Genomic DNA, 24,306 nt, shown 5'->3' on the forward strand with positions numbered 1-24,306 from the left:
GGCGGTAACCGCGGCTGCGGATAGCGTCCGCGGGCAGGCCGGGCGCACGGGACCCGGCCCCGGTGAAAGGCGGTTCCCCATGGACATCGTGATCTTCGGCGCGGGCGGCAGGGCCGGGCGGCAGGCCGTCGCCGAGGCGCTCCGGCGCGGCCACCGGGTCACCGCCGTGGTGCGCGACCCCGCGCGCCACGGCGACCTGACCGGCGCGCGGGTGGTGGCGGGCGACGTCATGGACGAGGCGGGCGTCGAGCGGGTGGCCGCCGGGCACGACGCCGCGATCAGTGCCGCCGCGGACCTGGCCGTGCCACCGCGCGACTTCTTCACCTCCTCGGCCCGCGCCCTGTCGGCCGGCCTGGCGAAGGCGGGGGTGGGCCGTCTGGTGGTGGTCGGCCTCTCGTCCGTCCTGCCCGGCGCGTCCGGCCTGCCGCTGATGGACGAGCCCGGCTACCCGAATGAGTACCGCGCCTTCTACCTCGGCCACGCGGCGGGCCTCGACGAGCTGCGGGCGTGCGAGCCGGACTGGGCGTACGTCGCGCCCGCGGGCGACTTCGACCACGGCGGCGTCCCGACGGGGCGGTACCGGGTCGCCGAGCACGGCGACCCGGACAGCCGGATCACCTACGAGGACTTCGCGATCGCGCTGCTGGACGAGGTCGAGACCCCGCGAACCCGCCGCGCCGCCGTAGGCGTCCGGGAGGCGTGACCCCGGCGGCCCGGTCCCCGGCCGGGACCGCCGAGCCCGTCAGCGGGCGCGGGCCCGGAAGGCTGCGGCCTTGGCGCGGTTGCCGCAGCCGCGCATGTCGCACCAGCGGCGGGAGCGGCGGTGGGAGAGGTCGACGTAGAGCCGGGTGCAGGGGGACGCCTCGCACTCGCGGACCAGGGCCGCGTGCGGGCCGCCGAGGAGTTCGGCGGCGGCCCGTGCCACGGCGGACAGGGCGGCGGGCAGGTCGCCGGTCCGCTCCAGGACGCCGTGGGCGCGCAGCCGTACGGCGGGCGGGGGGTACGCGGCGACACGGTTGAGCAGGTCGAGGTCGGCGGTCTCTGAGGAGGGGGCGGTGGATGGGGAGGCGACGCGGGCGGCGGAGGCCAGCCGGTAGATCGCCTCGCGCAGCGCCCTCGCCCGCGTCAGGTCGTCGTCGTCGACGTCCGGCGGGGCGTCGAGGAGGCCCGCCTCGACCGTCCAGCGGGCCAGGTCGGCGGGGGTCGCCAGCAGGTCGACGCGCTCTCCTCTGCGGCGCCCGACCGTCCCGGCCAGGTCGAGGCCGAGGTCACCGCTGACGAAGGTGAACTCCATGAGGCCAATAGTAACCCCTTTGACAGGTTATTTGGTTCCTGCCAGTCTAAGTAACCGTTCAAGACGGTTACTTTTGAGAGGGTCAATGTGACGACCTCACTCTCCGCCGGCGCGCGCATCGCCCCCGAGACGCGCCGGTACGCCCCCCGCCACCGGTGGGTCGTCCTGTCCGTGGGCGTCGCCGCGCAGGCGAGCTTCTCGGTGATGTTCTCCGGCATCCCGGTCACCGGGGTCGTGATGCGCTCCGGCTACCACCTGTCCATCGGCGCGCTCGGCCTGGTCCTCGGCTGCCTGGGGCTGGGCGTGGCGGTGTCGGACATCGCGTGGGGACTGCTCACCGACCGGTTCGGCGACCGGCGCGTCCTGCTCACCGGGCTGGTCTCCACCGGTGCGCTGCTGGCGCTGATGGCCGTCGCCGTCACCCCCGCCGAACGGCCCGGGACGGCCGCGCTCGCCGGGTGCCTGCTGGCCGCCGGGGCGCTCGGCGGCAGCGTCAACGGCGCCTCCGGCCGCGCGGTCATGACCTGGTTCGCCGACGGGGAACGAGGGCTGGCCATGAGCATCCGCCAGACCGCGATCCCGGTCGGCGGCGCCGTCGGCGTGGCCCTGCTCCCGGCCCTGGCATCCTCCTACGGCTTCCGCGCCGCCTACGCGGCGCCGGCCGTGTTCTGCCTGATCACCGCCGTGGCGGTCTGGCACTGGCTGCGCGGCCCCGGCCCGGAGACCGCCTCACCGAAACCCGCCTCCCCGGAAACCGCGTCCGGCCCGGAGGCCGTCCCCGGGGCGTGCCGGCCCGCGCCCGCCGTCTCACCCCTGCGGCGCCGGGACGTGTGGCGGGTGGCCCTGGCCGGCAGCCTGCTCACCGTCCCGCAGATCGCCGTGCTCACCTTCACCGCGGTCTTCCTGCACGACGCCAGGGACACCGGGACGGCCCTGGCCGCCGCGGCCGTGCTGGTCGCCCAGCTCGGTGGCGGCGTGGCCCGCATCTGGACCGGGCGGCGCAGCGACCGGAGCGGCGACCGCCGCACCCCCATCCGGCTCATCGGGACGCTCACCGCCCTCGCCATGGCCGGCGCCGCCGTCCTGACCCACGCCCCGGCCCCGCTGACCGTCGCGGCCCTGGCGCTCGGTGGGCTGCTGGCCAACTCCTGGCATGGCCTCGCCTACACCGAGATCGCCGTCATGGCGGGCGCGGACCGGGCCGGCACCGCCCTCGGCCTGGTGGGCACCACGATCTTCGCCGCGGCCTTCGTCACCCCGCTGCTCGTGCCCGTCGTCCTCGCCGCCTCCTCCTGGCAGGGGGTGTGGGCGTTCGCGGCGACGGCGCCGCTGCTGGCCGTACCGCTCACCCCGGGGAGGCGGCGTTCGCCGTGAGGTCCCGGCGGCCTGAGAGGGGCGTGTCCCGTGTCAGGCCTGTTCCTGGCGGGGCATGATCACCTCGCGGATGATGAGCAGGATGGCCGCGACCAGCGGGATGCCCAGCAGCGCCCCCACCACGCCGAGCAGGGCGCCGCCGAGCAGCGCCCCGACGACCGTGGCGAGCGGCGGGACGTCCACCGAGCTCTTCATCACGCTCGGCGCGATCCAGTAGTTCTCGATCTGCTGGTAGACGGTGAAGAAGACGATGCAGACGATGCCGACCGTGGGCGAGACGAAGAACCCGACCAGGGAGGCGATCCCCGCGCCGATGAAGGCGCCCACCATCGGGATCAGGTCGGTCAGGGCCACGATCAGGGAGAGCCCCAGGGCGTAGGGGACCTTCATGAGGACCAGGAAGAAGAAGGTCGCCACCCCGGCGATGAGGGAGATGATGAGGTTCCCGGCGACGTAGCCGCCGATGCTGGCGATGATCTGGTCGCCGAGCAGGCTCGCCCGGGTACGGCGGGAGCGCGGCACCAGGCGGTAGGCCATCTTCTTCAGGGAGTTGAGGGAGCCCAGGAAGTACAGCGTCAGGACCAGCACGGTCAGCGAGTTGAAGACCGCCCCGATGAGCACCTGGCCGAAGCCGAGCACGCCGCCGAACATCTGGCTGCCGAAGTCGCCGCTCGTCACGTACTGCTGGAGTCGTTCCAGGATCTGGAAGCGCTGGTCCAGGTCGCGGATCACGGGGTTGTCCTGCAGCTCCTGCACGTACTGCGGGAGCTTCTCCACGAAGTCGGTGGACTGCGTGGTCAGCGGCGGCACCACGGCCAGGCCGAAGGCGCCGAAGACGGCGATGACGCAGAGGAAGACCGCGGTGATCGCCACCATGCGGGGCAGGCCGTGCCGCTGCAGGGCCTCGACCGCCGGGTTCAGGCCGATGGCGAGGAAGAGCGAGACGACGATCAGGATGATCACCGAGCTGGCGCTCACCACGGCCTGCACCAGCCACCAGGCGGTCAGCACGCCGAGCGCGGCGGTGAAGCCGAACACGAACGGGTGGTTGCGCATGGACCGGCCCGGCCGCCCGAAGGGCAGGTCGGGAGGGTCCGCGGAGGCGTCGAGCGGCCGCAGGGGGCCGGCCGAGGTGAGGATCGGCTCGGCGGGCCCGGCCGTGTCGACGGGATCGGCCGCGACCGGGTCGGGGGCCTCGGGGCCGGCCGGGACGGCCTGAGCCGTCCGGGTGGCGCCGGATGACGGCGCTTCGGTCGCCGCGGCGCCGTCGGGGGTGGGGGAGCGGTGCTCGGACACGGAGGGCACCTGCCCGTCGTTTGGGCGAATAGTCGGATTCAACGGGTGATGACCGCCACCGGCGGCACTGGGAGCGGTCATGACGCCTTGGCGTACGTGCGGGGGCGCAGGGCGTGACTGCGCAGCGCCGCCAGGGCCGCGGACCGGCCCGCAGGGGTCAGCCGCCCGCCGGTCCGCAACCCGAAGGCGGCCAGGCGCCGCGCGAGGTCGGCCAGGACGGCGTCCACCTCCCTGGCCCGCCCCTCCCCGCGGCCGACCACCCCGGCGACGCGGTCGCGGTCGGCGGGGGCTCCCTCGGCGAGCAGCATCAGCGCCGCCTCGCGGGCCGAGGCGCGGAAGGCGTCCTCCCCGGGAGCGGGGGCCAGCAGCGCGGCGGACGCCGTCTCCCACAGCAGGTCGCGGTCGCCGAGCAGGCGCCGCCCCTCCCGGGTGGTCACCAGCCTCCGGCCCGCGCGGCGCAGCGCGCCCATGCGTCCCTCGGCCAGCTCGCGGGCCGCCTCCAGCTCCCCGTCGCTCCAGTGGCTCCCCTCGGGTGCCGGGCGGGCCGGGTCGCGGTCCTGGGGCAGCGGGATCCCGCCGGGGCGGCGGCCCAGCTCCAGCAGCCACCGCAGCGCGGCGAGGAACGTTCCGGCCGGAGCCGGGACCGGGGCGTGCAGGTGCGCCTCGAAGGGCTGGGCGAGCTCACGCCAGGCGGCGCCCCGGCCCAGCACCCAGCGGTTGAGCCGCTCGCCCCGGACCCGGTGCAGCCAGCTGTCGCCGCCGAGGTCGGCGCGGGGTTCGGTCAGCCAGCGGCGGGTCAGCGCCTCGCGCCCGGCGGCCGAGTCCGCGGCCGGCTCCCCGCAGACGCGGGCCAGCTCCAGCGCGGCCGAGCAGGCGCCGTGCGCGCCCAGCTCCTCGGGGCCCATGATCGAGCTCCACCGCAGCTCGGGGAGGTCGGGCGGGAGCAGGCCGGTGGCGTCCAGGGCGCGCCGGCAGGCGGCCGTCCCGGCCTCCTCGCCGGACCGCTCGTAGGTCCGCAGGATCCGCGCGGTGACCGGCGAGGAGCAGAGCGCGGCGTAGCGGCCGAGGCCGCCCAGCTCCAGCAGCCTGCCCAGCGCCGCGGCGACCGCCCCGCGGTCGCCCGCGACCTGCGTCGGCAGCGTGTACCAGAGGAACTCGCACACGGTCAGCTCGGTGAGGGTCTCCAGCGGCTCGCCGCCGGTGAGCCGGTCGATCGCGTCGCGGGCGTGCCCGGCGTGGCCGGGTTCGGACCGCTCCAGCTCGGCCAGCAGCGCGGCCACGTCCGGCGCGGGCACGCTCCGCAGCCTGCCGTGGCCGGGCCTGCCCTGGCGATGGAGGTGACGCAGTCGTTCGTGCACCGTGCCTACCCTAGGAAATCCGCATCCGAGCACCACATGGGAACGATCAGATCCAGCCCTTCTTGAAGAGCATCCGCGCGCTCCAGTCCGTGTAGGGAATGATCTCGGCGGTGAGGACGGGGTACAGCCACCAGAAGTTGAGGAGCGCCAGCAGCGTGAAGGCGCCGACGACCACCCCCCCGACCATACGCCTGCGCGGCGGGGCGTCCGCGCGGCCCAGGACGAGCCCGGCGGCCAGGGTCAGTGCCAGGATCATGAACGGCACCATCGGGGCCGTGTAGAACAGGAACATCGTGCGGTTGTCGGCGATCGCCCAGTAGAACCAGGGCAGCCAGCCCGCGAGATAGGCGAGCAGCACGGCCCCGGCCCGCCAGTCGCGGGTCGAGACGTACCAGGTGAACATGGCGACGAGCGCGGCGAGCCCGCCGTACCAGATGATCGGGGTGCCGACCCCGAGGACGGCCTGCGAGCAGTTCTGCACGCCGCAGCCGGTCTTGGGCGACTCGTAGAAGAACGCCACCGGGCGCAGCAGCAGCGGCCAGCTCCACGGTTCGGACTGGTAGTTGTGCGGGGTGGTCAGGCCGTTGTGGAAGCCGAGGACCTGGAAGTGGTAGGCGAGCCACGACCGGACCGAGTCGAAGACGAAGTAGGCGGGGCCGTGGGAGGTGGCGCGCTCCCAGTTGCGGCCCCAGCCGCCGGCGGTGGCGAACCAGCCGCTCCACGAGGCGATGTAGGCGACGGCGGGGGCGAGGGCCATGGCGGTCAGCGCGGTCGGCAGGTCCTTGCTCGCCGCGCCGCCGTACGGCCTGCGCAGGCCGACGGCCTTGCGGGCGCCGGCGTCCCAGACGAGGGACATGACGGCGAAGGCGATCAGGAAGAAGATGCCGGACCACTTGACGGCGCAGGCCGCCCCCAGGCAGATGCCGGCCGCGATGCGCCAGGGGCGCCAGCCGAGCCAGGGGCCGTGCTCGTCGAGCGGGGAGGTCTCGTACCAGGCGGCCAGGCGGGCGCGGGCCCGGTCGCGGTCGGTGACCAGGCAGGCGAAGCCGGCCAGCACCCAGAACATCAGGAAGATGTCGAGCAGCGCGGTGCGGGACAGCACGAAGTGCAGCCCGTCGACCGCCAGCAGCAGCCCGGCGAGGCAGCCGAGCAGGGTGGAGCGGGTCATCCGGCGGGCGACGCGGGCCAGGACGAGGATCGACACGGCGCCGGCGAGGGCGGCGGCGAAGCGCCAGCCGAACGGGGTCATGCCGAAGATCTGCTCGCCCAGCGCGATCATCCACTTGCCCAGCGGCGGGTGGACGACGTAGGAGGCGCACTTGTCGAGCTGGTCGGCCGCGCATCGCTGCCAGATGTCGGTGTTGCCCTGGATCAGCAGCGCGTTGGCGTTGTCCAGCGGGGTGTGCTCGGTGCCGAAGTTCAGTAGCGCGAAGCCGTCCTTGGCGTAGTACGTCTCGTCGAACATGACCGCCTTCGGGCGGTCCAGGTCGACGAAGCGCAGGATCGCACCGAACGCCGCCACCAGCGCCGGGCCCAGCCATCCCCACAGGACGCTCCCGGGCATCGGCGGGACCAGGCGGTCACGCACGGAGCGTGCCGATTCGCGGGTCGGCGAGGGGTCGGGCTGCTCGAACCCCTTGTTGGTGAAATCGGTCACGGCCACCCGGCCATCGTACGGGCCACCCCGCCCGGCCACCCAGGGAAACCCCGGCCGCATGCCCAATTGAGGGTGATATTCCCGGGTGATCCGGGTTGGGCGCCGAGTGGGGCGGTCCTCCGGCGGGACCCGCCCCGTGGCGGCGCCGGTGAACGGGTACGGTCTCCCGGCCGGTCCCCGGGAGGAGACCGTTTCCATGGGGGTGAACCCGAACGACCTCGAGGCTCCGGCCGGTCCCCGGGCGGGCCGCCCCCGCGCGCCGGTGAACGGGGGCCGATCCCCGGGCGGGGGCCCGCCCCAGGATGCGCGAGGATGGGAGCGTGACGGACAACGGCAGGCTGGTGCTGGCGGGAGCCCCGATCGGGCAGGCGGGCGACGCCTCCCCGAGGTTGCGCGACGCCCTGGAGAGCGCCGACGTGGTCGCGGCCGAGGACACCCGGCGCCTGCGCCGGCTGGCCGCCGAGCTGGGCGCCGAGATCGGCGGGCGCGTCGTCTCCTACTACGACGCCAACGAGTCCGGCCGGGCCGCCGAGCTCCTCGCCGCGCTCCAGGAGGGCCGGACCGTCCTGGTGATCACCGACGCCGGCATGCCCGGCGTCTCCGACCCCGGCTACCGCCTGACCAGCCTGGCCGTGGAGGCCGGGATCACGGTCACCTCGCTGCCCGGCCCCTCGGCGGTCACCACCGCCCTGGCCGTGTCCGGCCTGCCCAGCGACCGCTTCTGCTTCGAGGGCTTCCCGCCGCGCAAGCCCGGCGAACGCGCCCGCAGGCTCGCCGCCCTGGCCGCCGAGGAGCGCACGATGGTGTTCTTCGAGGCGCCGCACCGGCTGGCCGCCGCGCTGGAGGCGATGGCCGGGGCGTTCGGGCCGGACCGGCCCGCCGCCGTCTGCCGCGAGCTCACCAAGACCTACGAGGAGGTACGGCGGGGCGGCCTCGGCGAGCTGGCCGAATGGGCGGCCGGCGGGGTCAGGGGCGAGATCACCGTGGTCGTCGCCGGACGCGTCCACGACGCCGCGCCCCCGTCGATCGAGGAACTGGTCGAGGAGGTGGCCCGCCGGGAGGAGGCGGGCACGTCGAGGAAGCAGGCGATCGTCGACGTCGCCAAGGGCGCGGGCGTGCCCAAGCGGGTCCTGTACGACGCCGTCCACCAGGTGTGACCCGTTCGATCCGGAGGCCGCCGCGGGACCCGGCGCGCGGGTCCCGGTGAACGGCCCCCGGGGGCCTCAGCGCCGGGTGCGTCCCGGGCGCCGCGCGGCCGTCGCGGACGCCGGACGCGCGCCGGGCCGGGCGCCCGCGAGCCGCGGCGCGACCCCCCGGAGCCACGGCACCCCGTGCCGCAGCGAGATCGCGGCGGCCAGGCAGGCCAGCGGCACCGCGGGCAGCACGTAGCGGTAGTCGAACTCCGCGGTGGCCGCCGGGGCCAGGAGGAGGCCGAAGGAGGCCAGCCACGGCAGCAGCACCGGGCCGCCCAGCCTGCGCCAGCGCACCGCCACCCCGGCCAGGCCGATCAGCAGCAGCACGCCGAGCACCAGGCCGGGCAGCCGCACGATTCGCTGGTAGCCCTGCATGAACGCGGCCCACGGGTCGTTCACCCGGGTGCCGACCACCTTCGCCCGGCCGTCGATCGGCGCGGTCCGCAGGCCCGGGTCGTAGAGCTGGGCGTCGCCGTCGGTGGTGCCCTTGTACGAGGACCAGGAGGGCAGGACCTTGTCCTCGAAGGGGAACTCGTACTGCAGGTAGGTCTTGTAGTCGGGGAAGCGCGGCCGGCCCCAGTGGAAGGCCCGGACGAAGTCGAGGCCGACCCGGGCGAGGTAGTCGCCCGGCTGGGACAGGATGGCCCGCTTGGCGAAGTCCCCGGCGACCCGGTTCATCTCGGGGGTGAAGGTGGTGCCGGAGCCGAAGGCGTGGAAGCGCTGGCCGTCGCCGTTGGCCCACCACAGGTAGTTCTGGCCGGAGAAGTGGCGCTGGCTCGGCGGCGCGGTGATGCACAGCAGCGCCAGCTCCAGCTCCTCACGCGGGTCGACGCCCATCTTCTTGCAGTCGGAGAACAGGGCCGTGCGCATGTAGAGGATCGCGCCGTCGCTGTTGGTCATCGCGAAGTTGCCGTGCGCGGAGGCGAACCACGCCATGTACGCCGTCACCGGGATCGCGCAGGCCGTCACCATGGCGGCGACCGGCCGCCAGCCGGTCCGCTTGACCAGGAGGTAGACCACCACCAGCGCGAGGATCGGCAGGCCGATCGACCGGGTGAGCGCGGTCAGGGCGAGCAGCAGGCCGACGACGGCGCCCAGCCGCCACGACATCTTCCGGTGCCACAGCACCAGCGTCACGACGCCGACGACCAGCAGCATGAACATGGTGTCGGACATGACCAGGTGTTCGAGCTGGATCTGGTAGGCGTCGAACAGCACCGGCGCCGTCGCCAGCGTCGCCCCCCAGGCGGGCAGCCCGAACTTCCGGCGCAGCAGCGCGTACATCAGGACGGCGACGGCCAGGCCCATGAGGTGCTGGGTGAAGACGACCAGTCCGAAACTGTGAAATGGTCTGAGCAGAAGCAGCCAGAAGGAGTAACCGTTCGGCCGCAGGGCACTGGGCCGTTCGGGGTTCACCGCCCCGGAGACGTAGTCGTAGGAGTCGTTGAACCACAGCGCCGGGCCGTAGCCGATCATGGTGACCAGCCGCAGCGCGAACGCCGCCGCCAGGGCGGCGAGGAAGACACGGTGACGGCGGACGAACGCCAGGAGACGCGCTCTCCAGCCCGCTGGAGGCTCGTCCAGGCATGGTCGTTCGGCCACGGTAACCATGCCTTACAGGATGCCAGTCCTTTCACGGAGTTGCCCCGCGCACGAGGCGGCACAGGGCATCATGATGAGATTGGCTTGTGCCGGATCGAAGGGTTGAGACGTGGAACTGACCGTGGTCATGCCATGCCTGAACGAGGCGGAGACCGTGGAGACCTGCGTACGCAAGGCGCTGGCCTGCATGCGGGACCACGGGATCGACGGTGAGGTGCTGATCGCCGACAACGGCAGCACCGACGGCTCGCAGCAGCTGGCGCGCGACGCCGGCGCCCGGGTCGTGCACGTGGACGCCAAGGGGTACGGCAACGCGCTCATGGGCGGCATCCGCGCGGCGCGCGGCAAGTACGTCATCATGGGCGACGCCGACGACTCCTACGACTTCACCTCGCTGCTGCCGTTCGTCGAGCAGCTGCGCGACGGCGCCGACCTGGTGATGGGCAACCGGTTCAAGGGAGGCATCGCGCCGGGGGCCATGCCCCCGCTGCACCGCTACCTCGGCAACCCGGTGCTGTCCTTCATCGGCCGCCTGTTCTTCCCCAGCGCCATCGGCGACTTCCACTGCGGCCTGCGGGGCTTCCGCCGCGACTCCATCCTGCGGCTCGGCCTGCAGACCGGAGGCATGGAGTTCGCCAGCGAGATGGTGGTGCGCTCGACCCTCTCCGGCCTCGACGTGCGCGAGGTGCCCACCACGCTCTCGCCGGACGGCCGCTCCCGCCCGCCGCACCTGCGCTCCTGGCGTGACGGCTGGCGCCACCTGCGCTTCCTGCTGCTGTACAGCCCCCGCTGGCTGTTCCTGATCCCGGGCATGATCCTGATGACCCTGGGCCTGGTGGCGGGCACCGCGCTGACCTTCGGCCCGGTCTACATCGGCAAGCTCGCCTTCGACGTCGACACCCTGGTCGGGGCGTCGGCCGCGATGGTGATCGGCTTCCAGGCCACGCTGTTCGCGGTGTTCACCAAGGTGTACGCGGCCGAGGAGGGCTTCCTGCCGGAGGACCGGCGGGTGCGCAAGCTCGTCGACGTGGTCACCCTGGAGAAGGGCCTGGTCGTGGGCGGCCTGCTGGCCCTGGCCGGCCTCGGCGGCCTGGCCGCCTCGCTGGTCCACTGGCAGACCCGCAGCTTCGGCACGCTGATCCCGTCGGAGTCGCTGCGCCTGGTCGTGCCCTCGGCCACCGCGCTGATCATGAGCTTCCAGACCATCTTCGCGGCCCTGTTCGTCAGCATCCTGGGCATCCGCCGTACCAAGGAGACGCCCATCGACGTGGCGGCCTCCGCCGCGGAGGAGGCGGCCGAGGCCGTCAGCCGGGAGGATGGCCGAGCCGCGAACCGGGACGAACCGGCCGGCAGCCGGGGCGGCGCCGCCTGATCCCCGCGTAGCCCTGATCCCCGTGCAGCGCTGATCCCCGCGCGGCGCTGATCCCCGCGTAGTGCTGATCCCCGTGCGGCGCGTCCGGACCGCACCGGGCCGCGCCGGGTTCCGGTACGGGCGGACTCCGGTACGGCGGTGCGGCCCGCGGGGCGGCGCCTCCCGATTCCGGGCGGCGAAGCCCGGGTGGCGTCCCTTAGGCTTGGGCACATGTCCCACCACATCCTGACCGCGGTCGCCTGGCCCTATGCCAACGGCCCCCGCCACATCGGGCACGTGTCCGGCTTCGGCGTGCCGTCCGACATCTTCAGCCGCTACCAGCGGATGGCGGGCAACAAGGTCCTGATGGTGAGCGGGACCGACGAGCACGGCACCCCGATCCAGGTCCAGGCCGACAAGGAGGGCGTGACCGCCCGCGAGCTCGCCGACCGCTACAACCGGGTGATCGCCGAGGACCTCCGGGGCCTGGGGCTGTCCTACGACCTGTTCACCCGCACCACCACCGCCAACCACTACGCGGTGGTGCAGGAGATCTTCAAGGGCCTGTACGACAACGGCTACATCTTCCCCCGGACCACCATGGGGGCGATCTCGCCGTCCACCGGCCGCACCCTGCCCGACCGTTACATCGAGGGCACCTGTCCGATCTGCCACTTCGACGGCGCCCGCGGCGACCAGTGCGACAACTGCGGCAACCAGCTCGACCCGATCCAGCTGATCAATCCGGTCAGCCGGATCAACGGCGAGACCCCGATCTTCGTCGAGACCGAGCACTTCATGCTCGACCTGCCGGCGTTCGCCGAGGTCCTCGGGTCCTGGCTGCAGTCCAAGCAGGGCGAGTGGCGGCCCAACGTGCTGAAGTTCGCCCTGAACCTCCTGGGCGACCTGCAGCCCCGAGCGATGAGCCGCGACCTCGACTGGGGCGTGCCGATCCCGCTGGACGGCTGGCGCGACCAGCCCAACAAGCGGCTGTACGTGTGGTTCGACGCCGTCGTGGGCTACCTCAGCGCCACCATCGAGTGGGCCCGCCGCTCCGGCGACCCCGACGCCTGGCGGCAGTGGTGGCAGAACCCCGACGCCCGGGGTTACTACTTCATGGGCAAGGACAACATCGTCTTCCACGCGGAGATCTGGCCGGCGCTGCTGTTCGGCTACAACGGCCAGGGCGCCCGCGACGGCCGGCCCGGCTCCCTCGGCGAGCTGAGCCTGCCGTCGGAGGTCGTCTCCAGCGAGTTCCTGACCATGGAGGGCCGCAAGTTCTCCTCCTCCCGCCAGGTCGTCATCTACGTGCGCGACTTCCTGGCGCGCTACGACGCCGACGCGCTGCGCTACTACATCGCCGTGGCCGGCCCGGAGACCCAGGACACCGACTTCACCTGGTCGGAGTTCCTCAACCGCAACAACGGCGAGCTGGTGGCGGCCTGGGGCAACCTGGTCAACCGCTCGATCTCGATGGCCGCCAAGAACTTCGGGGCCATCCCCGAGGCGGGCGACCTCACCGACGCCGACCGCGCCATGCTGGAGCGCAGCCGGGCCGCCTTCCCCCGGGTCGCCGCCGGGTTCGAGCGCTCCCGGTTCAAGAACGCCACGAACGAGGCGTTCGACGTCATCCGCGAGGCGAACAAGTATCTCGCCGAGCAGGAGCCGTGGAAGCGCAAGGACGACCCGGAGCGGGTGAAGTCGATCCTGCACGTCGCCCTGCAGGTCGTCGACGACGCCAAGACCCTGCTGACCCCGGTGCTGCCCGCCTCCTCCGACAAGGTCCACGCCATGCTCGGCGGTGAGGGCGCCTGGTCCGGCATGCCGGAGATCCAGGAGGTCGAGGACCTCGACGAGCCCGGCCGGAGCTACCCGATCATCACCGGGTCCTACGACGGCACCGCGCGCTGGGAGTCCACGCCCATCCGGGCCGGCGTCCCGCTGGCGCCGCCGACCCCGCTGTTCTCCAAGCTGGACCCCAAGATCGTGGACGAGGAGCTCGCCCGGCTGGGCGGCTGACACGACGATGAGCGACACCAGGCTTCCCGCAGCCCCCGAGCCCCTCGCCACGGAGGTGTTCGACAGCCACTGCCACCTGGACATCATGGTGGGCCACCGCCAGGCGTCCTCGGGTGACCCGGTCGCCCTGGCCGCCCAGGCGGCCCGGGCGAGCGTCGAGGAGATCGTCCGGCAGGCCCGCGAGGTGGGCGTGACCCGGCTGGTCACCGTCGGCTACGACCTGCCGTCCTCGCGGTGGAACGCCGAGGCCGCCGCGGCGCACCCCGACGTGTACGCCGCGGTGGCGATCCACCCCAACGAGGCGCACGCCGCGACCCCGGAGGTCCTCGCCGAGATCGAGGAGCTGGCCCGCCTGCCGCACGTCCGTGCGGTGGGCGAGACCGGCCTCGACTACTACCGCGACTGGGCCTCCAAGGAGGACCAGCACGCGAGCTTCCGCGCGCACATCGAGATCGCCAAGCGGACCGGCCGGGCCCTGGTGATCCACGACCGCGACGCCCACGACGACGTGCTGGCCGTGCTCGCCGACCAGGGCGCCCCCGACGTGGTGGTCTTCCACAGCTTCTCCGGCGACGCCGAGCTGGCCAAGCGATGCGCCCGGGCGGGATATTTCATGTCCTTCTCCGGGCCGGTCACCTACAAGAACGCCGCCGGCCTCCGCGAGGCCGCCGCGATCGTGCCCGACGAGCTGCTGCTGGTCGAGACCGACGCGCCCTACCTCCCGCCGACGCCGCATCGGGGCAAGCCCAACGCCCCCTACCTGGTCCCGCTCACCCTGCGCTGCCTGGCCGAGGTCCGGGGGGCCGACCCGGACGCCCTGGCCCGCGTGATCAGCGCGAACGGCGAGGCGGTCTTCGGTGCGTGGTGAGACCCGCGGCGACACGCACGGTGAGACCCGCGGCGACACGCACGGTGAGACCCGCGGCGACGCGCATGGTGAGATCCGTGGCGGCGCGCATGGTGAGATCCGTGGCGGTGCGCGCGGTGAGATCCGCCGCGTGCGCGACGCGGCCGGCGGCGGTCCCGCCGTGCGCGGCACGATGACACGCGGGACACGGCCGGCGGCGTGCGGGGGCCGGTCATGAGCGGCCTCCTGGGCCCGGCGGAGATCCGCGACCTGGCGGCGCGGCTGGGCATCCGCCCCACCAAGAAGCTCGGCCAGAACTTCGTCATCGACGGCGGCACGGTCCGAAAGATCGTCCGTGCCGCCGGGCTGCGCCCCGACGACGTGGTCATCGAGGTCGGCCCCGGCCTGGGTTCGCTGACCCTGGCGCTGCTGCCGGAGGCCCGCGGCGTGACGGCGGTGGAGATCGACCCGGTGCTGGCCGGGCAGCTTCCGCTGACCGTCGCCGAGCACGCCCCCGAGCTGGCCGACCGGCTCGCCGTCGTGCACGCCGACGCCCTCCGGGTCGCCCCCGGCGACCTGCCGGGGGACCCGCCGACCGCGCTGGTGGCCAACCTCCCCTACAACGTCGCGGTCCCGGTGGTGCTGCACCTGCTGCAGACCCTGCCGTCGCTGCGCACCGTGCTGGTCATGGTCCAGGCCGAGGTGGCCGACCGGCTGGCCGCGGCGCCCGGCTCCCGCGTGTACGGTGTCCCGTCGGTCAAGGCCGCCTGGTACGCCGACGTGCGCCGGGCCGGCCCCGTCGGCCGCACGGTCTTCTGGCCGGCGCCCAACGTCGACTCCGGCCTCGTCGCGATGACCCGCCGCGAGCCGCCCACCACGGGGGTGTCCCGCGAGGACGTCTTCGCGGCCGTGGACGCCGCCTTCGCCCAGCGCCGCAAGACCCTGCGCGCCGCCCTGGCCTCCTGGGCCGGCTCGCCCGCCGCCGCCGAGCGGGCGTTGCGGGCGGCGGGGATCGACCCGTCCCGCCGGGGAGAGCAGCTCACGGTCGAGGACTTCGCGCGTATCGCGGAGAACCGCCCTTAGGTTCTGTTTCGCGGATCTTTGTCGCGTCGTGGGTCCTTAAAACCGGCCCTAGCGTGGCGAAACGCCGGGGCTGACGGGGAGGCGGGAACGCGCCCGGTTACGATCGGACCTCATCATCCCCTGAGCGAGAGCCTTGAGGAACATGAACTCCGTGACCGTCCGCGTGCCGGCCAAGGTGAACCTGCAACTGGCGGTCGGGCCGCTGCGTGACGACGGCTACCACGACCTGGTGAACGTCTTCCACGCCGTCTCGATCTTCGACGAGGTGACGGCCACCGCCGAGACCGGGATGCGGGTCCGCGTCGAGGGCGACAGCGCCGGCCAGGTGCCCGAGGACGACGACAACCTCGCCATCCGCGCGGCCTCCGCGCTGGCCCGCCACGCCGGCCGGTCGTACGGCGTGAGCCTGCTGATCCGCAAGTCGATCCCGGTCGCCGGGGGGATGGCGGGCGGCAGCGCCGACGCCGCCGCGGCGCTGGTCGCCTGCAACGAGCTGTGGGGCCTAGGCCTTCCGCTGGCGGATCTGCTGGAGATCGGCGCGGACATCGGCAGCGACGTCCCGTTCGCCCTGCTCGGCGGCACGGCCGTCGGCACCGGCCGGGGGGAGCGGCTGACCCCGCTTGAGGTCGGCGGCACCTTCCACTGGGTGTTCGCCCTGGCCGAGGGCGGCCTGTCCACGCCCGCCGTCTACGCCGAGTGCGACCGGATCCGCGAGGCGACGGGCACCGACGCCGCCTGGCCGCAGACGTCGGAGCCGCTGCTGGACGCGCTGCGCCGGGGGGACGCCAAGGCGCTGGGCGCGGAGCTGGCCAACGACCTGCAGCCCGCCGCCGTCATGCTCCGCCGTTCCCTGGCCCGGACGCTGGACGCCGGGCGCGAGCACGGCGCGCTGGGCGCGATCGTCTCCGGCTCCGGCCCGACCTGCGCCTTCCTGGCCGACTCCGAGACCCACGCGGTCGAGCTGGCCGCCGCCCTGCGGGCCGAGGGCGTGGCCCGCGACGCGGTGACCGCCCACGGCCCCGTCCCCGGCCCGGCGGTCGGGCAGCGCCCCTGAACCGGCCCGCTCACGGCCGTCCGTGCCGTCCGTGCCGCCCGTGCCGCCCGTGCGGTCCGTGCCGCCCGTGCGGTCCGTGTCCGCGGTGACCGGGCGGCCGCCCCGATCCTCTCCGGGGCGACGGCCGCGCGGTCCGGGAGCGGATACCCTTGTAGGGCGATGAATCTGGTCAATCTCGAGTCGGTCTCCCACTCCTACGGCCCCAAGCCCCTTCTCAGCGACGTCTCCCTCGGCATCGAGGCGGGTGACCGCATCGGGGTGGTCGGCCGCAACGGCGGTGGCAAGACCACGCTCATCTCGGTGATCGCCGGCGCCCTCAAGCCCAACGAGGGGCGCGTCACCCACAACCGCGGCCTGCAGATCGGCGTGCTGTCCCAGGGCGACGACCTCGACCCGGACCGGCCGGTGGGCGAGACCGTCCTCGGCGGCCGGGCCGAGCACGAGTGGGCGGGCGACGCCGGCATCCGCGAGATCCTCGCCAACCTCCTCGGCGACATCGACCTCACCGTCCCGGTCGGGAGCCTGTCGGGCGGCGAGCGGCGCCGTACGGCGCTGGCCCGGCTGCTGATCGGCGAGCACGAGCTGATCGTCCTGGACGAGCCCACCAACCACCTCGACATCGAGGCCATCGACTGGCTGGCCCGGCACCTCACGGGCCGCAGGTCGGCGCTGCTGGTGGTCACCCACGACCGGTGGTTCCTGGACGCCGTCTCCACCCGCACCTGGGAGGTCGTGGACGGCGCGGTCGAGCGCTACGAGGGCGGGTACGCCGCCTACGTGCTGGCCAAGGCCGAGCGCGCCCGGATCGCTGCCGCCGCCGAGGCGCGCCGCCAGAACCTCATGCGCAAGGAGATCGCCTGGCTGCGGCGCGGCCCGCCCGCCCGCACCTCCAAGCCCAAGTTCCGCATCGACGCCGCCCAGGCGCTGATCGCCGACGAGCCGCCGGCGCGGGAGACCGTCGAGCTGGTCAAGTTCGCCGCGGCGCGGCTGGGCCGTACGGTCTACGACCTGGAGGACGTCACCCTGCACGCCGGCGGTCCCGGCCGGGGCCCGCTGGTGCTCGACCACTCGACCTGGCAGTTCGGCCCGGGTGACCGGATCGGCCTGATCGGCGTGAACGGCTCGGGCAAGTCCTCGGTGCTGCGGCTGCTGTCCGGCACGGTCGAGCCCGACGCGGGACGGGTCGTGCGGGGCCGTACGGTCCGCCTGGCGCACCTGTCGCAGGAGCTGGCCGAGCTCGACCCCGCCCGGCGGGTGCTGGAGACCGTCGAGGAGGTCCGCAAGTTCGTCCAGGTCGGCAAGAAGGAGTGGACGGCCTCGGCGCTGCTGGAGCGGCTCGGCTTCAAGGGCGAGGCGCAGTGGAAGGTCGTCGGCGACCTGTCCGGCGGCGAGCGGCGGCGGCTGCAGATGCTGCGGCTGCTGATGGACGACCCCAACGTGCTGCTGCTCGACGAGCCGACCAACGACCTCGACATCGAGACGCTGAACGAGCTGGAGGACCTGCTCGACGGCTGGCCCGGCACGCTGATCCTGGTCAGCCACGACCGCTACTTCCTGGAGCGGGTGTGCGACCGGGTCGTGGCGCTGCTCGGTGACGGGAAGCTGTCGATGCTGCCCGGCGGGGTGGACGAGTATCTCGCCCGGCGGGCCTCCGGCACGGCGCTGTCGGCCCGCGCCGCCGCCGGCGGGTCCGCGTCCGCCTCCCCGGCCGCGTCCGCGCCGGCGGACGGGACGAAGGCTCAGACGGGCCTGTCGGCCAAGGAGGAGCGGGAGCTGCGCAAAGAGCTGTCCCGCCTGGAGCGCCAGCTCGACAAGCTGAGCGGCCGGGAGGAGAAGCTGCACGCCGCCATGGCCGAGGCCGCCTCCGACTACGGCCGGCTGGCCTCGCTGGACGCCGAGCTCAAGGAGATCCTGTCCGAGAAGGACGGGATCGAGGCCGAGTGGCTGGAGACGGCCGACCGCCTGGGCGAGTGACCGGGCCTTCCGGGCGTCCGGGCGGGTGACCGAGAGGCTGGCCGCCCGCCGTTCCCGGGGGCGGTCACCGCGGAGGGCGTCCGCGGCCGAATGATCCCCTCCGGCCGGTTTACCCTCCGGCAGGCGGGCAGTAGATCATCCGTGCGCTCCGGAAGCTCCGGTTTCATCGGCGTCAAAAGGGACGAGTAGCGTGCGCAGCAGGTCCGCGAGGGCCTGCTGCTCATGCTCTCCCAGCGCCGCCAGCAGGTCGCGCTCGCGCCGGAGCAGGTCGTCGAAGGCGCCGTCCACCCGTTCCCGCCCCGCGTCGGTCAGCGACACCAGCACGCCCCGCCGGTCCTCGGGGTCGGGCCGCCGCCGGACCAGCCCGGCCGCGGCGAGACGGTCGATCCGGTTGGTCATCGTCCCGGAGGTCACCAGGGTCGCGCGGAGCAGGGCTCCGGGGCTCAGCTCGTACGGCTCGCCGGCCCGGCGCAGCGCCGTCAGCACGTCGAACTCCCAGATCTCCAGGCCGTGCTCGGCGAAGGAGGCCCGGCGGGCGCGGTCCAGGTGGCGGGCGAGCCGGGAGACCCGGCTGAGCACCTGGAGAGGCGCCACGTCGAGCTCCGGGCGCTCCGTGCGCCAGGCGGCCACCAGCCGGTCGACCTCGTCCTCGTGCCGGTCCGCCCGGCTGTCGCCGTCGTCCGCGTGCTGCAGGGTCATGACACGATTCTATCTCTCTTGACATCGAGATATCTCGGCGGATATCAATTATCTTGATGTCAAGAGATGTGTGGGATCCCGTGGTCTACGGCCGCTACGCCGGTGAGCGTGCGCGGCCGTTCTTCGAGCTCGTCGCCAGAGTAGCGGCCGAGCGGCCCTCGTACGTGGTGGACGCCGGATGCGGCAGCGGCGAGCTCACCGCGCAGCTCGCCGCGCGGTGGCCCGAGGCCGACGTCCACGGCTTCGACTCCTCGCCCGCGATGATCGCCGAGGCGGTGCCGGGCGAGCGGCTGACCTTCTCCGTCGGGGACGTCACCCGGTGGCGGCCCGAACGGCCGGTGGACGTGCTGATCTCCAACGCCGTCCTGCAGTGGGTGCCCGGTCACCGCGAACTGCTGCCCGCCTGGGTGGACGCGCTCGCCCCGGGCGGCTGGCTCGCCTTCCAGGTGCCCGGCAACTTCGACTTCCCCAGCCACACGATCCTGCGCGAGCTGTACGCCACGGACAGGTGGCGCGACCGGCTCGGGGACCTGGCGCGGTGGTCCCCGGTCGGCGACCCGGCCGAGTACCTGGAGCTGCTGTCCGGGCTCGGCTGCCGGGTGGACGCCTGGGAGACCACCTACCTGCACGTCCTGGAGGGGCAGGACGCCGTGCTGCGCTGGGTCGGCGGCACCGCCCTGCGCCCCGCGCTCGACCGGCTGGACCCCCGGGAGACCGAGGAGTTCCTCGCCGACTGCGGCGCGCGGCTGGGCGAGGCGTACCCGCGCAGGCCGTACGGCACCGTCTTCCCGTTCCGCAGGATCTTCGTGGTCGCCCGCAGGTGATGTTTCCGGGCGCGGAACGGGGCATCAATACCCACTGCGCGGTGTGAGTCGACCGGGGAGCGGCCTGTGGCGATGGAGATCGAGGACAAGTTCGACGTGCCCGCCGGGTTCGAGGTCCCGGACCTGACCGGGCTGCCCGGGGTCACGGAGGCGGCCGGGCCGGTGACCCACCGGCTCGTCGCGGTCTACTTCGACACCCCCGACCTGCGGCTGGCCGCCCGCGGCGTCACGCTGCGGCGGCGCAGGGGCGGGACCGACGCGGGCTGGCACCTGAAGCTGCCCAGGTCCGAGGGGGCCCGGCAGGAGATCACCCGTCCGCTCGGCCGGAGCGCGAAGACCGTCCCCGCCGACCTCGCCGACCTCGTGCTCGCCCTCACCCGGGGCGCGCCCCTGGCCCCCGTCGCCGAGCTGGAGACGCACCGTACGGTGACCACCCTGGTCAACGGCGCGGGCGTGCGGCTGGTGGAGATCGCCGACGACCGGGTCACCGGCACCGTCCCCGAGGCCGCCGCGGACGGCGAACCCGGAGCCGGGCCGCACGTGGAACGGTGGCGCGAGGTGGAGGCCGAGCTCATCGGGGGCGACGAGCGGCTGCTCCGCAAGGTCGGCAAGCGGCTGGCCGCCGCCGGGGCCGTACCCGCCGCGTCGCCGAGCAAGCTCGCCCGCGCGCTCGGCGCCGCCCGCCCCATCCCCGGACGGCCCCGCCCGCGCACCCGGCCCGGATCCGCCGGGGAGGTCGTCGCCGGCTACCTCACCGCCCAGGCGGACGCCCTGCTCGCCCAGGACCCCCGCGTACGGCGGGCCGACGAGGACGCCGTGCACCGGATGCGCGTCGCCGCCCGCCGGCTCCGCAGCGCGTTGAAATCGTTCGACGCCGTCGTGGAGGACACCGCCGGGCTCCGGAAGGAGCTGAAGTGGCTGGGGCGGGTGCTCGGCGAGGCGCGGGACGCCGAGGTGGTCAGGGAACGCCTCATCGCCGGGTTCGACGCCCTCGGGGAGGGGGCGGTGTCGGGCCCGGTCCGGCTCCGCCTCGACGCCGAACTGGGAGCCGCCGAGCGGGAGGCCTTGGACCGCGTGCGGGAGGCGCTGCGCGGGGAGCGCTACTTCGCCCTGCTGGACGCCCTCGACGCGCTGACCGGCGCCCCGGCGCTGACCGGCGCGGCGGACCGGCCGGCCAGGACCCTCCGCGCCCTGGCCGCCGGGAGCTGGCGGCGGGTGGTCAAGGCGCATCGGGCCGCCCTGGCCGTCGCCGACCCCGCCGGGCGCGAGCACGCCATGCACGACGTGCGCAAGGCCGCCAAGAGGGCCCGCTACACCGCCGAGGCGATCGGCATGGACGAGCTCGCCGAGCGGGCCGAGGCCGTACAGGACGCGCTGGGCGCTCGCCTGGACGGCGTCGTCGCCCAGGGACGGCTGGCCGCGGTCGCCGACGCCGCGCGGCGGGACGGGGAGGACACCTTCACCTACGGCGTGCTGACCGGCCTGGAGCGGGCCCGCACCGAACGGGCCCGCGAGGAGTTCCCACGCCTGTGGAAGAAGACGTCGAAGGCGGTCGCGAAACTCCTGTGAGGACCCACGGCGCCGGTCCCGGAGGGCCGCGGTTCCCGGGCGCCGGCACCGTGACGCCGGCGCCCGGGGACCGCTGGATCGGACGGCGCCCGGGGGCGCGGGGTCAGACGGCGTGGCTCTCGGCGGCGACGAGGCGGCCCGTGACGTGGTGGAGCACCATGAAGCCGCCCTTGGACAGGCGGGCCTCCTCCCGCCCGACGCCGACGCCGGTCATCAGGCCGGGCAGGACCTTGCCGTGGCTGCAGACCGCGGCGGGCCGGCCGGCGGCCAGGAGACCGGTGACCAGGCGCAGGGCCGTACCGGGGTCGTGGCGGCTCTCCGACAGCGCCGGCTCGGGGCGGATCGCGAGACCGGCCCGCCCGGCGTACGGTTCCAGGGTCTGCACGCACCGCCTGCTGGGGGAGCTGACCAGCTCGGCGGGCAGGTAGCCGGGCAGGACGCCGGCCAGCGCCGCGGCCTGCGCCGCGCCGTCCCGGTCGATCGGCCGCTCGTCGTCGTCGCCCTCCCACTCCCCGCGCGACCCGGCCAGGGCATGCCGTACGAGGACGAGCGTGGTGGTGGACAGCGGCGCGGAGACGAGCGCGTCCAGCAGGCCCGCGTCCCACTCGTAGGTCAGCAGCCGGGCGGCCTCGTCCACCGGCACCCAGGCGACCTCGTCCACCTCGTCGTCCTCCTGTTCGGCGACGGGGCGGGCGTCCTCGGCCACCCGGGCCGTCCAGTAGTCGACGCGCTTGGGCCGGCCGCCGACCAGGTAGTGGACCGGCGGCAGCGGCCGGCCGAGCAGCACCGCCAGGCCCGTCTCCTCGGCCACCTCGCGCAGGGCTCCGGCGACGACGTGCTCGCCCGGCCGCAGCTTGCCCTTGGGGAACGTCCAGTCGTGGAGCTTCGGCCGGTGCACGAGCGCGACCTCCGGCGCGGACTCCCGCCCCCGCCACACCACCGCTCCGGCCGCGCGGATCGGATCCGGCGGGCGGGTGTCCGGGTCAGTCATCTATCGTCCTCCAGCGCCGGGTGCCGATCAGGTGGTCCTGCAGGTCCTCGCCGCCGTGCCGGGTCCACGTGCCGTCGGCGTTGAGCCACCAGGTGGCGGTGTCCTCCGACATCGCGAGGTCCAGCAGGCCCGACAGATATGCCCGCTGCCGCTGGCTCGTCACCTTCACCAGCGCCTCGACCCGGCGGTCCAGGTTGCGGCGCATCAGGTCGGCGCTGCCGATCCAGATCTCCGGCCGGCGGCCCCGGCCGAACTCGTAGATCCGCGAGTGCTCCAGGAACCGGCCCAGGACGCTCCTGACCCGGATGTTCTCCGACAGGCCGGGGACGCCCGGCCGCAGCGTGCAGACCCCCCGCACCCACAGGTCCACCGGGACGCCGGCTTGCGAGGCGCGGTAGAGCGCGTCGATGACCGGCTCGTCCACCAGGGAGTTCGTCTTGATCCTGATGCCCGCCGGGCGGCCCGCCTCCTGGTGGGCGGCCTCCCGCTCGATCCTGGCCACCAGCCCGCCGCGCAGCGAGTGCGGCGCCACCAGCAGCCGCCGGTAGGCCGAGTGGTCGGAGTAGCCGGTCAGGTGGATGAACAGGTCGGTGACGTCCTCGCCGACCAGCGGGTCGGCGGTGAGCAGGCCCAGGTCCTCGTAGACGCGGGCGGTCTTGGGGTTGTAGTTGCCGGTGCCGATGTGGCAGTAGGCGCGCAGCTCCCCCGAGGGCTCCTGCCGTACCACCAGCGCCAGCTTGCAGTGGGTCTTCAGGCCGACCACGCCGTAGACCACGTGGCAGCCGGCCCGCTCCAGCTTGCGGGCCCAGGTGATGTTGGCGTGCTCGTCGAAGCGCGCCTTGATCTCCACCACCACGACGACCTGCTTGCCCGCCTCGGCCGCGTCGATCAGCGCGTCCACGATCGGCGACTCGCCGCTGGTCCGGTAGAGCGTCTGCTTGATGGCCAGCACGTCCGGGTCCGCCGCCGCCTGCTCGATGAAGCGCTGCACGCTCGTGGCGAAGGAGTCGTACGGGTGGTGCAGCAGCACGTCCCGCTCGCGCAGCACCGCGAAGATGTCGTCGGAGACGTGCACGACCTCGGCGGGCACGAACGGGCGGAAGCCCAGCTCGCCCCGGTCCAGGTCGGCGATGGCGTGCATGCCGGTCAGGTCCAGCGGGCCGGGCAGCCGGTAGATCTCGTGCTCGGCCACGCCCAGCTCGTCCACCAGCAGGTCGAGGACCTCGGGGGTGATGCTCTCCTCGACCTCCAGCCGGACCGGCGGGCCGAAGCGGCGTTTGAGCAGCTCGCGCTCCAGCGCCTGCATGAGGTTCTCGGTGACGTCCTCGTCCACGTCCAGGTCCTCGTTGCGGGTCACCCGGAAGGCGTGGTGCTCGACGATCTCCATGCCCTTGAAGAGCTGGCCGAGGTGGGCGGCGATCACGTCCTCCAGCGGCACGAACCGGTCCCTGGACGCGGCGACGAAGCGGGGGAGCCGGCTCGGCACCTTCACCCGGGCGAACACGGTGTGGCCGGTCGCCGGGTTGCGTACGGTGACCGCGAGGTTCAGCGACAGCCCGGAGATGTAGGGGAACGGGTGGGCGGGATCGACGGCCAGCGGGGTGAGCACCGGCCGGATCCGCTCCCGGAACAGCCTGCGCATCGCGGTGCGCTCGTCGCGGCCCAGGTCGTCCCAGCGCACGATCTCGATGCCCTCGGCGGCGAGCCGCGGGCACAGCAGCTCGTGGAAGCAGGCCGCGTGCCGCAGCGCGAGGTCGTGGGCGATCGAGGAGATCCGGGTGAGCTCCTCGCTGGGCTTCAGCCCGCTCTTGGTCCGCAGCAGCAGGCCGGTGGCCATCCGCCGTTTGAGGCCGGCCACCCGTACCCGGAAGAACTCGTCGAGGTTTCCGGCGAAGATCGCGAGGAACCTGACCCGTTCCAGGAGGGGCAGGGAGGGGTCCTCGGCCAGCTCCAGCACCCGCTGGTTGAACTGGAGCCAGCTCTCCTCGCGGTTGAGGAACCGGTCCTGGGGAAGAGGTGGCTCTCCAGGGTCGGCATGCACGACTTCTACGGACATATGACGACAATGCCCGGTTTTTAGAAACTCAACGTGAACGCCGGATCAACGGGCGCCGTCACCCG

19 protein-coding genes are annotated in these 24,306 nt (G+C 73.7%); 11 read left to right on the plus strand and 8 right to left on the minus strand.

The annotated features are described in order from the left end of the window. Window positions 1–79: 79 nt before the first annotated feature. Entirely contained in the window at window positions 80–703 is a 624-nt protein-coding gene (locus IEZ10_RS11215; protein WP_189246420.1) for an NAD(P)-dependent oxidoreductase, read from the plus strand. 39 nt (window positions 704–742) lie between these two features. On the opposite strand, the gene IEZ10_RS11220 is transcribed toward IEZ10_RS11215, so the two are convergent. After that, complete coding sequence (locus IEZ10_RS11220) at window positions 743–1,294, minus strand: CGNR zinc finger domain-containing protein (RefSeq protein WP_189246421.1); 552 nt, start codon at window positions 1,292–1,294, stop codon at window positions 743–745. Between the two features lie 87 nt (window positions 1,295–1,381). Between IEZ10_RS11220 and IEZ10_RS11225 the strand changes: the two genes are divergently transcribed. Next, window positions 1,382–2,668, plus strand: a complete 1,287-nt coding sequence (locus IEZ10_RS11225; RefSeq protein ID WP_229811152.1) for an MFS transporter — start codon at window positions 1,382–1,384, stop codon at window positions 2,666–2,668. 33 nt (window positions 2,669–2,701) lie between these two features. On the opposite strand, the gene IEZ10_RS11230 is transcribed toward IEZ10_RS11225, so the two are convergent. The 3 genes from IEZ10_RS11230 to IEZ10_RS11240 all read right to left on the minus strand — a co-directional run bounded on the left by IEZ10_RS11230 (window position 2,702) and on the right by IEZ10_RS11240 (window position 7,039). Continuing rightward, complete coding sequence (locus IEZ10_RS11230; RefSeq protein WP_189246422.1) at window positions 2,702–3,964, minus strand: AI-2E family transporter; 1,263 nt, start codon at window positions 3,962–3,964, stop codon at window positions 2,702–2,704. Window positions 3,965–4,041: 77 nt separating this feature from the next. Then, entirely contained in the window at window positions 4,042–5,322 is a 1,281-nt protein-coding gene (locus tag IEZ10_RS11235; RefSeq protein WP_229811153.1) for a hypothetical protein, read from the minus strand. Window positions 5,323–5,368: 46 nt separating this feature from the next. Then, window positions 5,369–7,039, minus strand: a complete 1,671-nt coding sequence (locus IEZ10_RS11240) for a dolichyl-phosphate-mannose--protein mannosyltransferase (protein ID WP_189246558.1) — start codon at window positions 7,037–7,039, stop codon at window positions 5,369–5,371. A gap of 242 nt (window positions 7,040–7,281) precedes the next feature. Here IEZ10_RS11240 and rsmI point away from each other — a divergent pair, with 242 nt between their 5' ends. Further along, on the plus strand, window positions 7,282–8,136 hold the full coding sequence (gene rsmI / locus IEZ10_RS11245; RefSeq protein WP_189246423.1) for a 16S rRNA (cytidine(1402)-2'-O)-methyltransferase: 855 nt from the start codon (window positions 7,282–7,284) through the stop codon (window positions 8,134–8,136). 66 nt (window positions 8,137–8,202) lie between these two features. On the opposite strand, the gene IEZ10_RS11250 is transcribed toward rsmI, so the two are convergent. After that, the gene (locus IEZ10_RS11250; RefSeq protein ID WP_229811154.1) at window positions 8,203–9,783 is read right to left on the minus strand and encodes a hypothetical protein; all 1,581 of its coding nucleotides are present in this window, start codon (window positions 9,781–9,783) and stop codon (window positions 8,203–8,205) included. A 100-nt stretch (window positions 9,784–9,883) separates the two neighbouring features. On the opposite strand from IEZ10_RS11250, the gene IEZ10_RS11255 reads away from it, so the two are divergent. From IEZ10_RS11255 to IEZ10_RS11280, 6 genes are all read left to right on the plus strand, one after another. Next, window positions 9,884–11,146, plus strand: a complete 1,263-nt coding sequence (locus tag IEZ10_RS11255) for a glycosyltransferase (RefSeq protein WP_189246424.1) — start codon at window positions 9,884–9,886, stop codon at window positions 11,144–11,146. 210 nt (window positions 11,147–11,356) lie between these two features. Continuing rightward, window positions 11,357–13,144 (plus strand): methionine--tRNA ligase, encoded by a 1,788-nt coding sequence (metG, locus tag IEZ10_RS11260; RefSeq protein ID WP_189246425.1) that lies wholly within the window; start codon window positions 11,357–11,359, stop codon window positions 13,142–13,144. A 7-nt stretch (window positions 13,145–13,151) separates the two neighbouring features. Then, window positions 13,152–14,012: a TatD family hydrolase gene (locus IEZ10_RS11265; protein ID WP_189246426.1), complete on the plus strand. Its 861-nt coding sequence runs from the start codon at window positions 13,152–13,154 to the stop codon at window positions 14,010–14,012. 213 nt (window positions 14,013–14,225) lie between these two features. After that, window positions 14,226–15,074: a 16S rRNA (adenine(1518)-N(6)/adenine(1519)-N(6))-dimethyltransferase RsmA gene (gene rsmA, locus IEZ10_RS11270; protein ID WP_189246427.1), complete on the plus strand. Its 849-nt coding sequence runs from the start codon at window positions 14,226–14,228 to the stop codon at window positions 15,072–15,074. Between the two features lie 142 nt (window positions 15,075–15,216). Continuing rightward, a complete protein-coding gene (locus IEZ10_RS11275) occupies window positions 15,217–16,128 on the plus strand; it encodes a 4-(cytidine 5'-diphospho)-2-C-methyl-D-erythritol kinase (RefSeq protein WP_189246428.1) in 912 nt (303 codons plus the stop codon). A 159-nt stretch (window positions 16,129–16,287) separates the two neighbouring features. Continuing rightward, window positions 16,288–18,102, plus strand: a complete 1,815-nt coding sequence (locus tag IEZ10_RS11280; RefSeq protein ID WP_189246429.1) for an ABC-F family ATP-binding cassette domain-containing protein — start codon at window positions 16,288–16,290, stop codon at window positions 18,100–18,102. Window positions 18,103–18,237: 135 nt separating this feature from the next. Here the strand turns inward: IEZ10_RS11280 and IEZ10_RS11285 are convergent, their stop codons facing one another. Beyond that, a complete protein-coding gene (locus tag IEZ10_RS11285) occupies window positions 18,238–18,801 on the minus strand; it encodes a MarR family winged helix-turn-helix transcriptional regulator (protein ID WP_189246430.1) in 564 nt (187 codons plus the stop codon). A 56-nt stretch (window positions 18,802–18,857) separates the two neighbouring features. On the opposite strand from IEZ10_RS11285, the gene IEZ10_RS11290 reads away from it, so the two are divergent. Together IEZ10_RS11290 and IEZ10_RS11295 are read left to right on the plus strand one after the other, a co-directional pair. Continuing rightward, on the plus strand, window positions 18,858–19,625 hold the full coding sequence (locus IEZ10_RS11290; RefSeq protein WP_229811155.1) for a trans-aconitate 2-methyltransferase: 768 nt from the start codon (window positions 18,858–18,860) through the stop codon (window positions 19,623–19,625). 72 nt (window positions 19,626–19,697) lie between these two features. Continuing rightward, window positions 19,698–21,194, plus strand: coding sequence for a CYTH and CHAD domain-containing protein (locus IEZ10_RS11295; RefSeq protein WP_229811180.1), 1,497 nt, complete (start codon window positions 19,698–19,700; stop codon window positions 21,192–21,194). A gap of 103 nt (window positions 21,195–21,297) precedes the next feature. Here the strand turns inward: IEZ10_RS11295 and IEZ10_RS11300 are convergent, their stop codons facing one another. Both IEZ10_RS11300 and IEZ10_RS11305 read right to left on the minus strand, forming a co-directional pair. Then, window positions 21,298–22,185 carry an NUDIX hydrolase gene (locus IEZ10_RS11300; protein WP_189246432.1) on the minus strand — a complete coding sequence of 296 codons (888 nt, stop codon included), beginning with the start codon at window positions 22,183–22,185 and terminating at the stop codon, window positions 21,298–21,300. Then, window positions 22,178–24,241 carry an RNA degradosome polyphosphate kinase gene (locus IEZ10_RS11305; protein WP_189246433.1) on the minus strand — a complete coding sequence of 688 codons (2,064 nt, stop codon included), beginning with the start codon at window positions 24,239–24,241 and terminating at the stop codon, window positions 22,178–22,180. Before IEZ10_RS11305 ends, IEZ10_RS11300 begins: the two co-directional genes overlap by 8 nt. Window positions 24,242–24,306 lie beyond the last annotated feature (65 nt).

This window comes from Streptosporangium pseudovulgare, from assembly GCF_014648055.1.
Taxonomy (GTDB): Bacteria; Actinomycetota; Actinomycetes; order Streptosporangiales; family Streptosporangiaceae; genus Streptosporangium; species Streptosporangium pseudovulgare.

Coding starts and splice junctions, on each gene's coding strand:
- IEZ10_RS11215 (WP_189246420.1), top strand. CDS start 80: ATGGACATCGTGATCTTCGGCGCGGGCGGCAGGGCCGGGCGGCAGGCC.
- IEZ10_RS11300 (WP_189246432.1), bottom strand. CDS start 22,185: ATGACTGACCCGGACACCCGCCCGCCGGATCCGATCCGCGCGGCCGGA.
- IEZ10_RS11240 (WP_189246558.1), bottom strand. CDS start 7,039: ATGCGGCCGGGGTTTCCCTGGGTGGCCGGGCGGGGTGGCCCGTACGAT.
- metG (WP_189246425.1), top strand. CDS start 11,357: ATGTCCCACCACATCCTGACCGCGGTCGCCTGGCCCTATGCCAACGGC.
- IEZ10_RS11305 (WP_189246433.1), bottom strand. CDS start 24,241: ATGTCCGTAGAAGTCGTGCATGCCGACCCTGGAGAGCCACCTCTTCCC.
- IEZ10_RS11285 (WP_189246430.1), bottom strand. CDS start 18,801: ATGACCCTGCAGCACGCGGACGACGGCGACAGCCGGGCGGACCGGCAC.
- IEZ10_RS11220 (WP_189246421.1), bottom strand. CDS start 1,294: ATGGAGTTCACCTTCGTCAGCGGTGACCTCGGCCTCGACCTGGCCGGG.
- IEZ10_RS11275 (WP_189246428.1), top strand. CDS start 15,217: ATGAACTCCGTGACCGTCCGCGTGCCGGCCAAGGTGAACCTGCAACTG.
- rsmI (WP_189246423.1), top strand. CDS start 7,282: ATGCGCGAGGATGGGAGCGTGACGGACAACGGCAGGCTGGTGCTGGCG.
- IEZ10_RS11290 (WP_229811155.1), top strand. CDS start 18,858: ATGTCAAGAGATGTGTGGGATCCCGTGGTCTACGGCCGCTACGCCGGT.
- IEZ10_RS11250 (WP_229811154.1), bottom strand. CDS start 9,783: ATGGTTACCGTGGCCGAACGACCATGCCTGGACGAGCCTCCAGCGGGC.
- IEZ10_RS11280 (WP_189246429.1), top strand. CDS start 16,288: ATGAATCTGGTCAATCTCGAGTCGGTCTCCCACTCCTACGGCCCCAAG.
- rsmA (WP_189246427.1), top strand. CDS start 14,226: ATGAGCGGCCTCCTGGGCCCGGCGGAGATCCGCGACCTGGCGGCGCGG.
- IEZ10_RS11295 (WP_229811180.1), top strand. CDS start 19,698: ATGGAGATCGAGGACAAGTTCGACGTGCCCGCCGGGTTCGAGGTCCCG.
- IEZ10_RS11265 (WP_189246426.1), top strand. CDS start 13,152: ATGAGCGACACCAGGCTTCCCGCAGCCCCCGAGCCCCTCGCCACGGAG.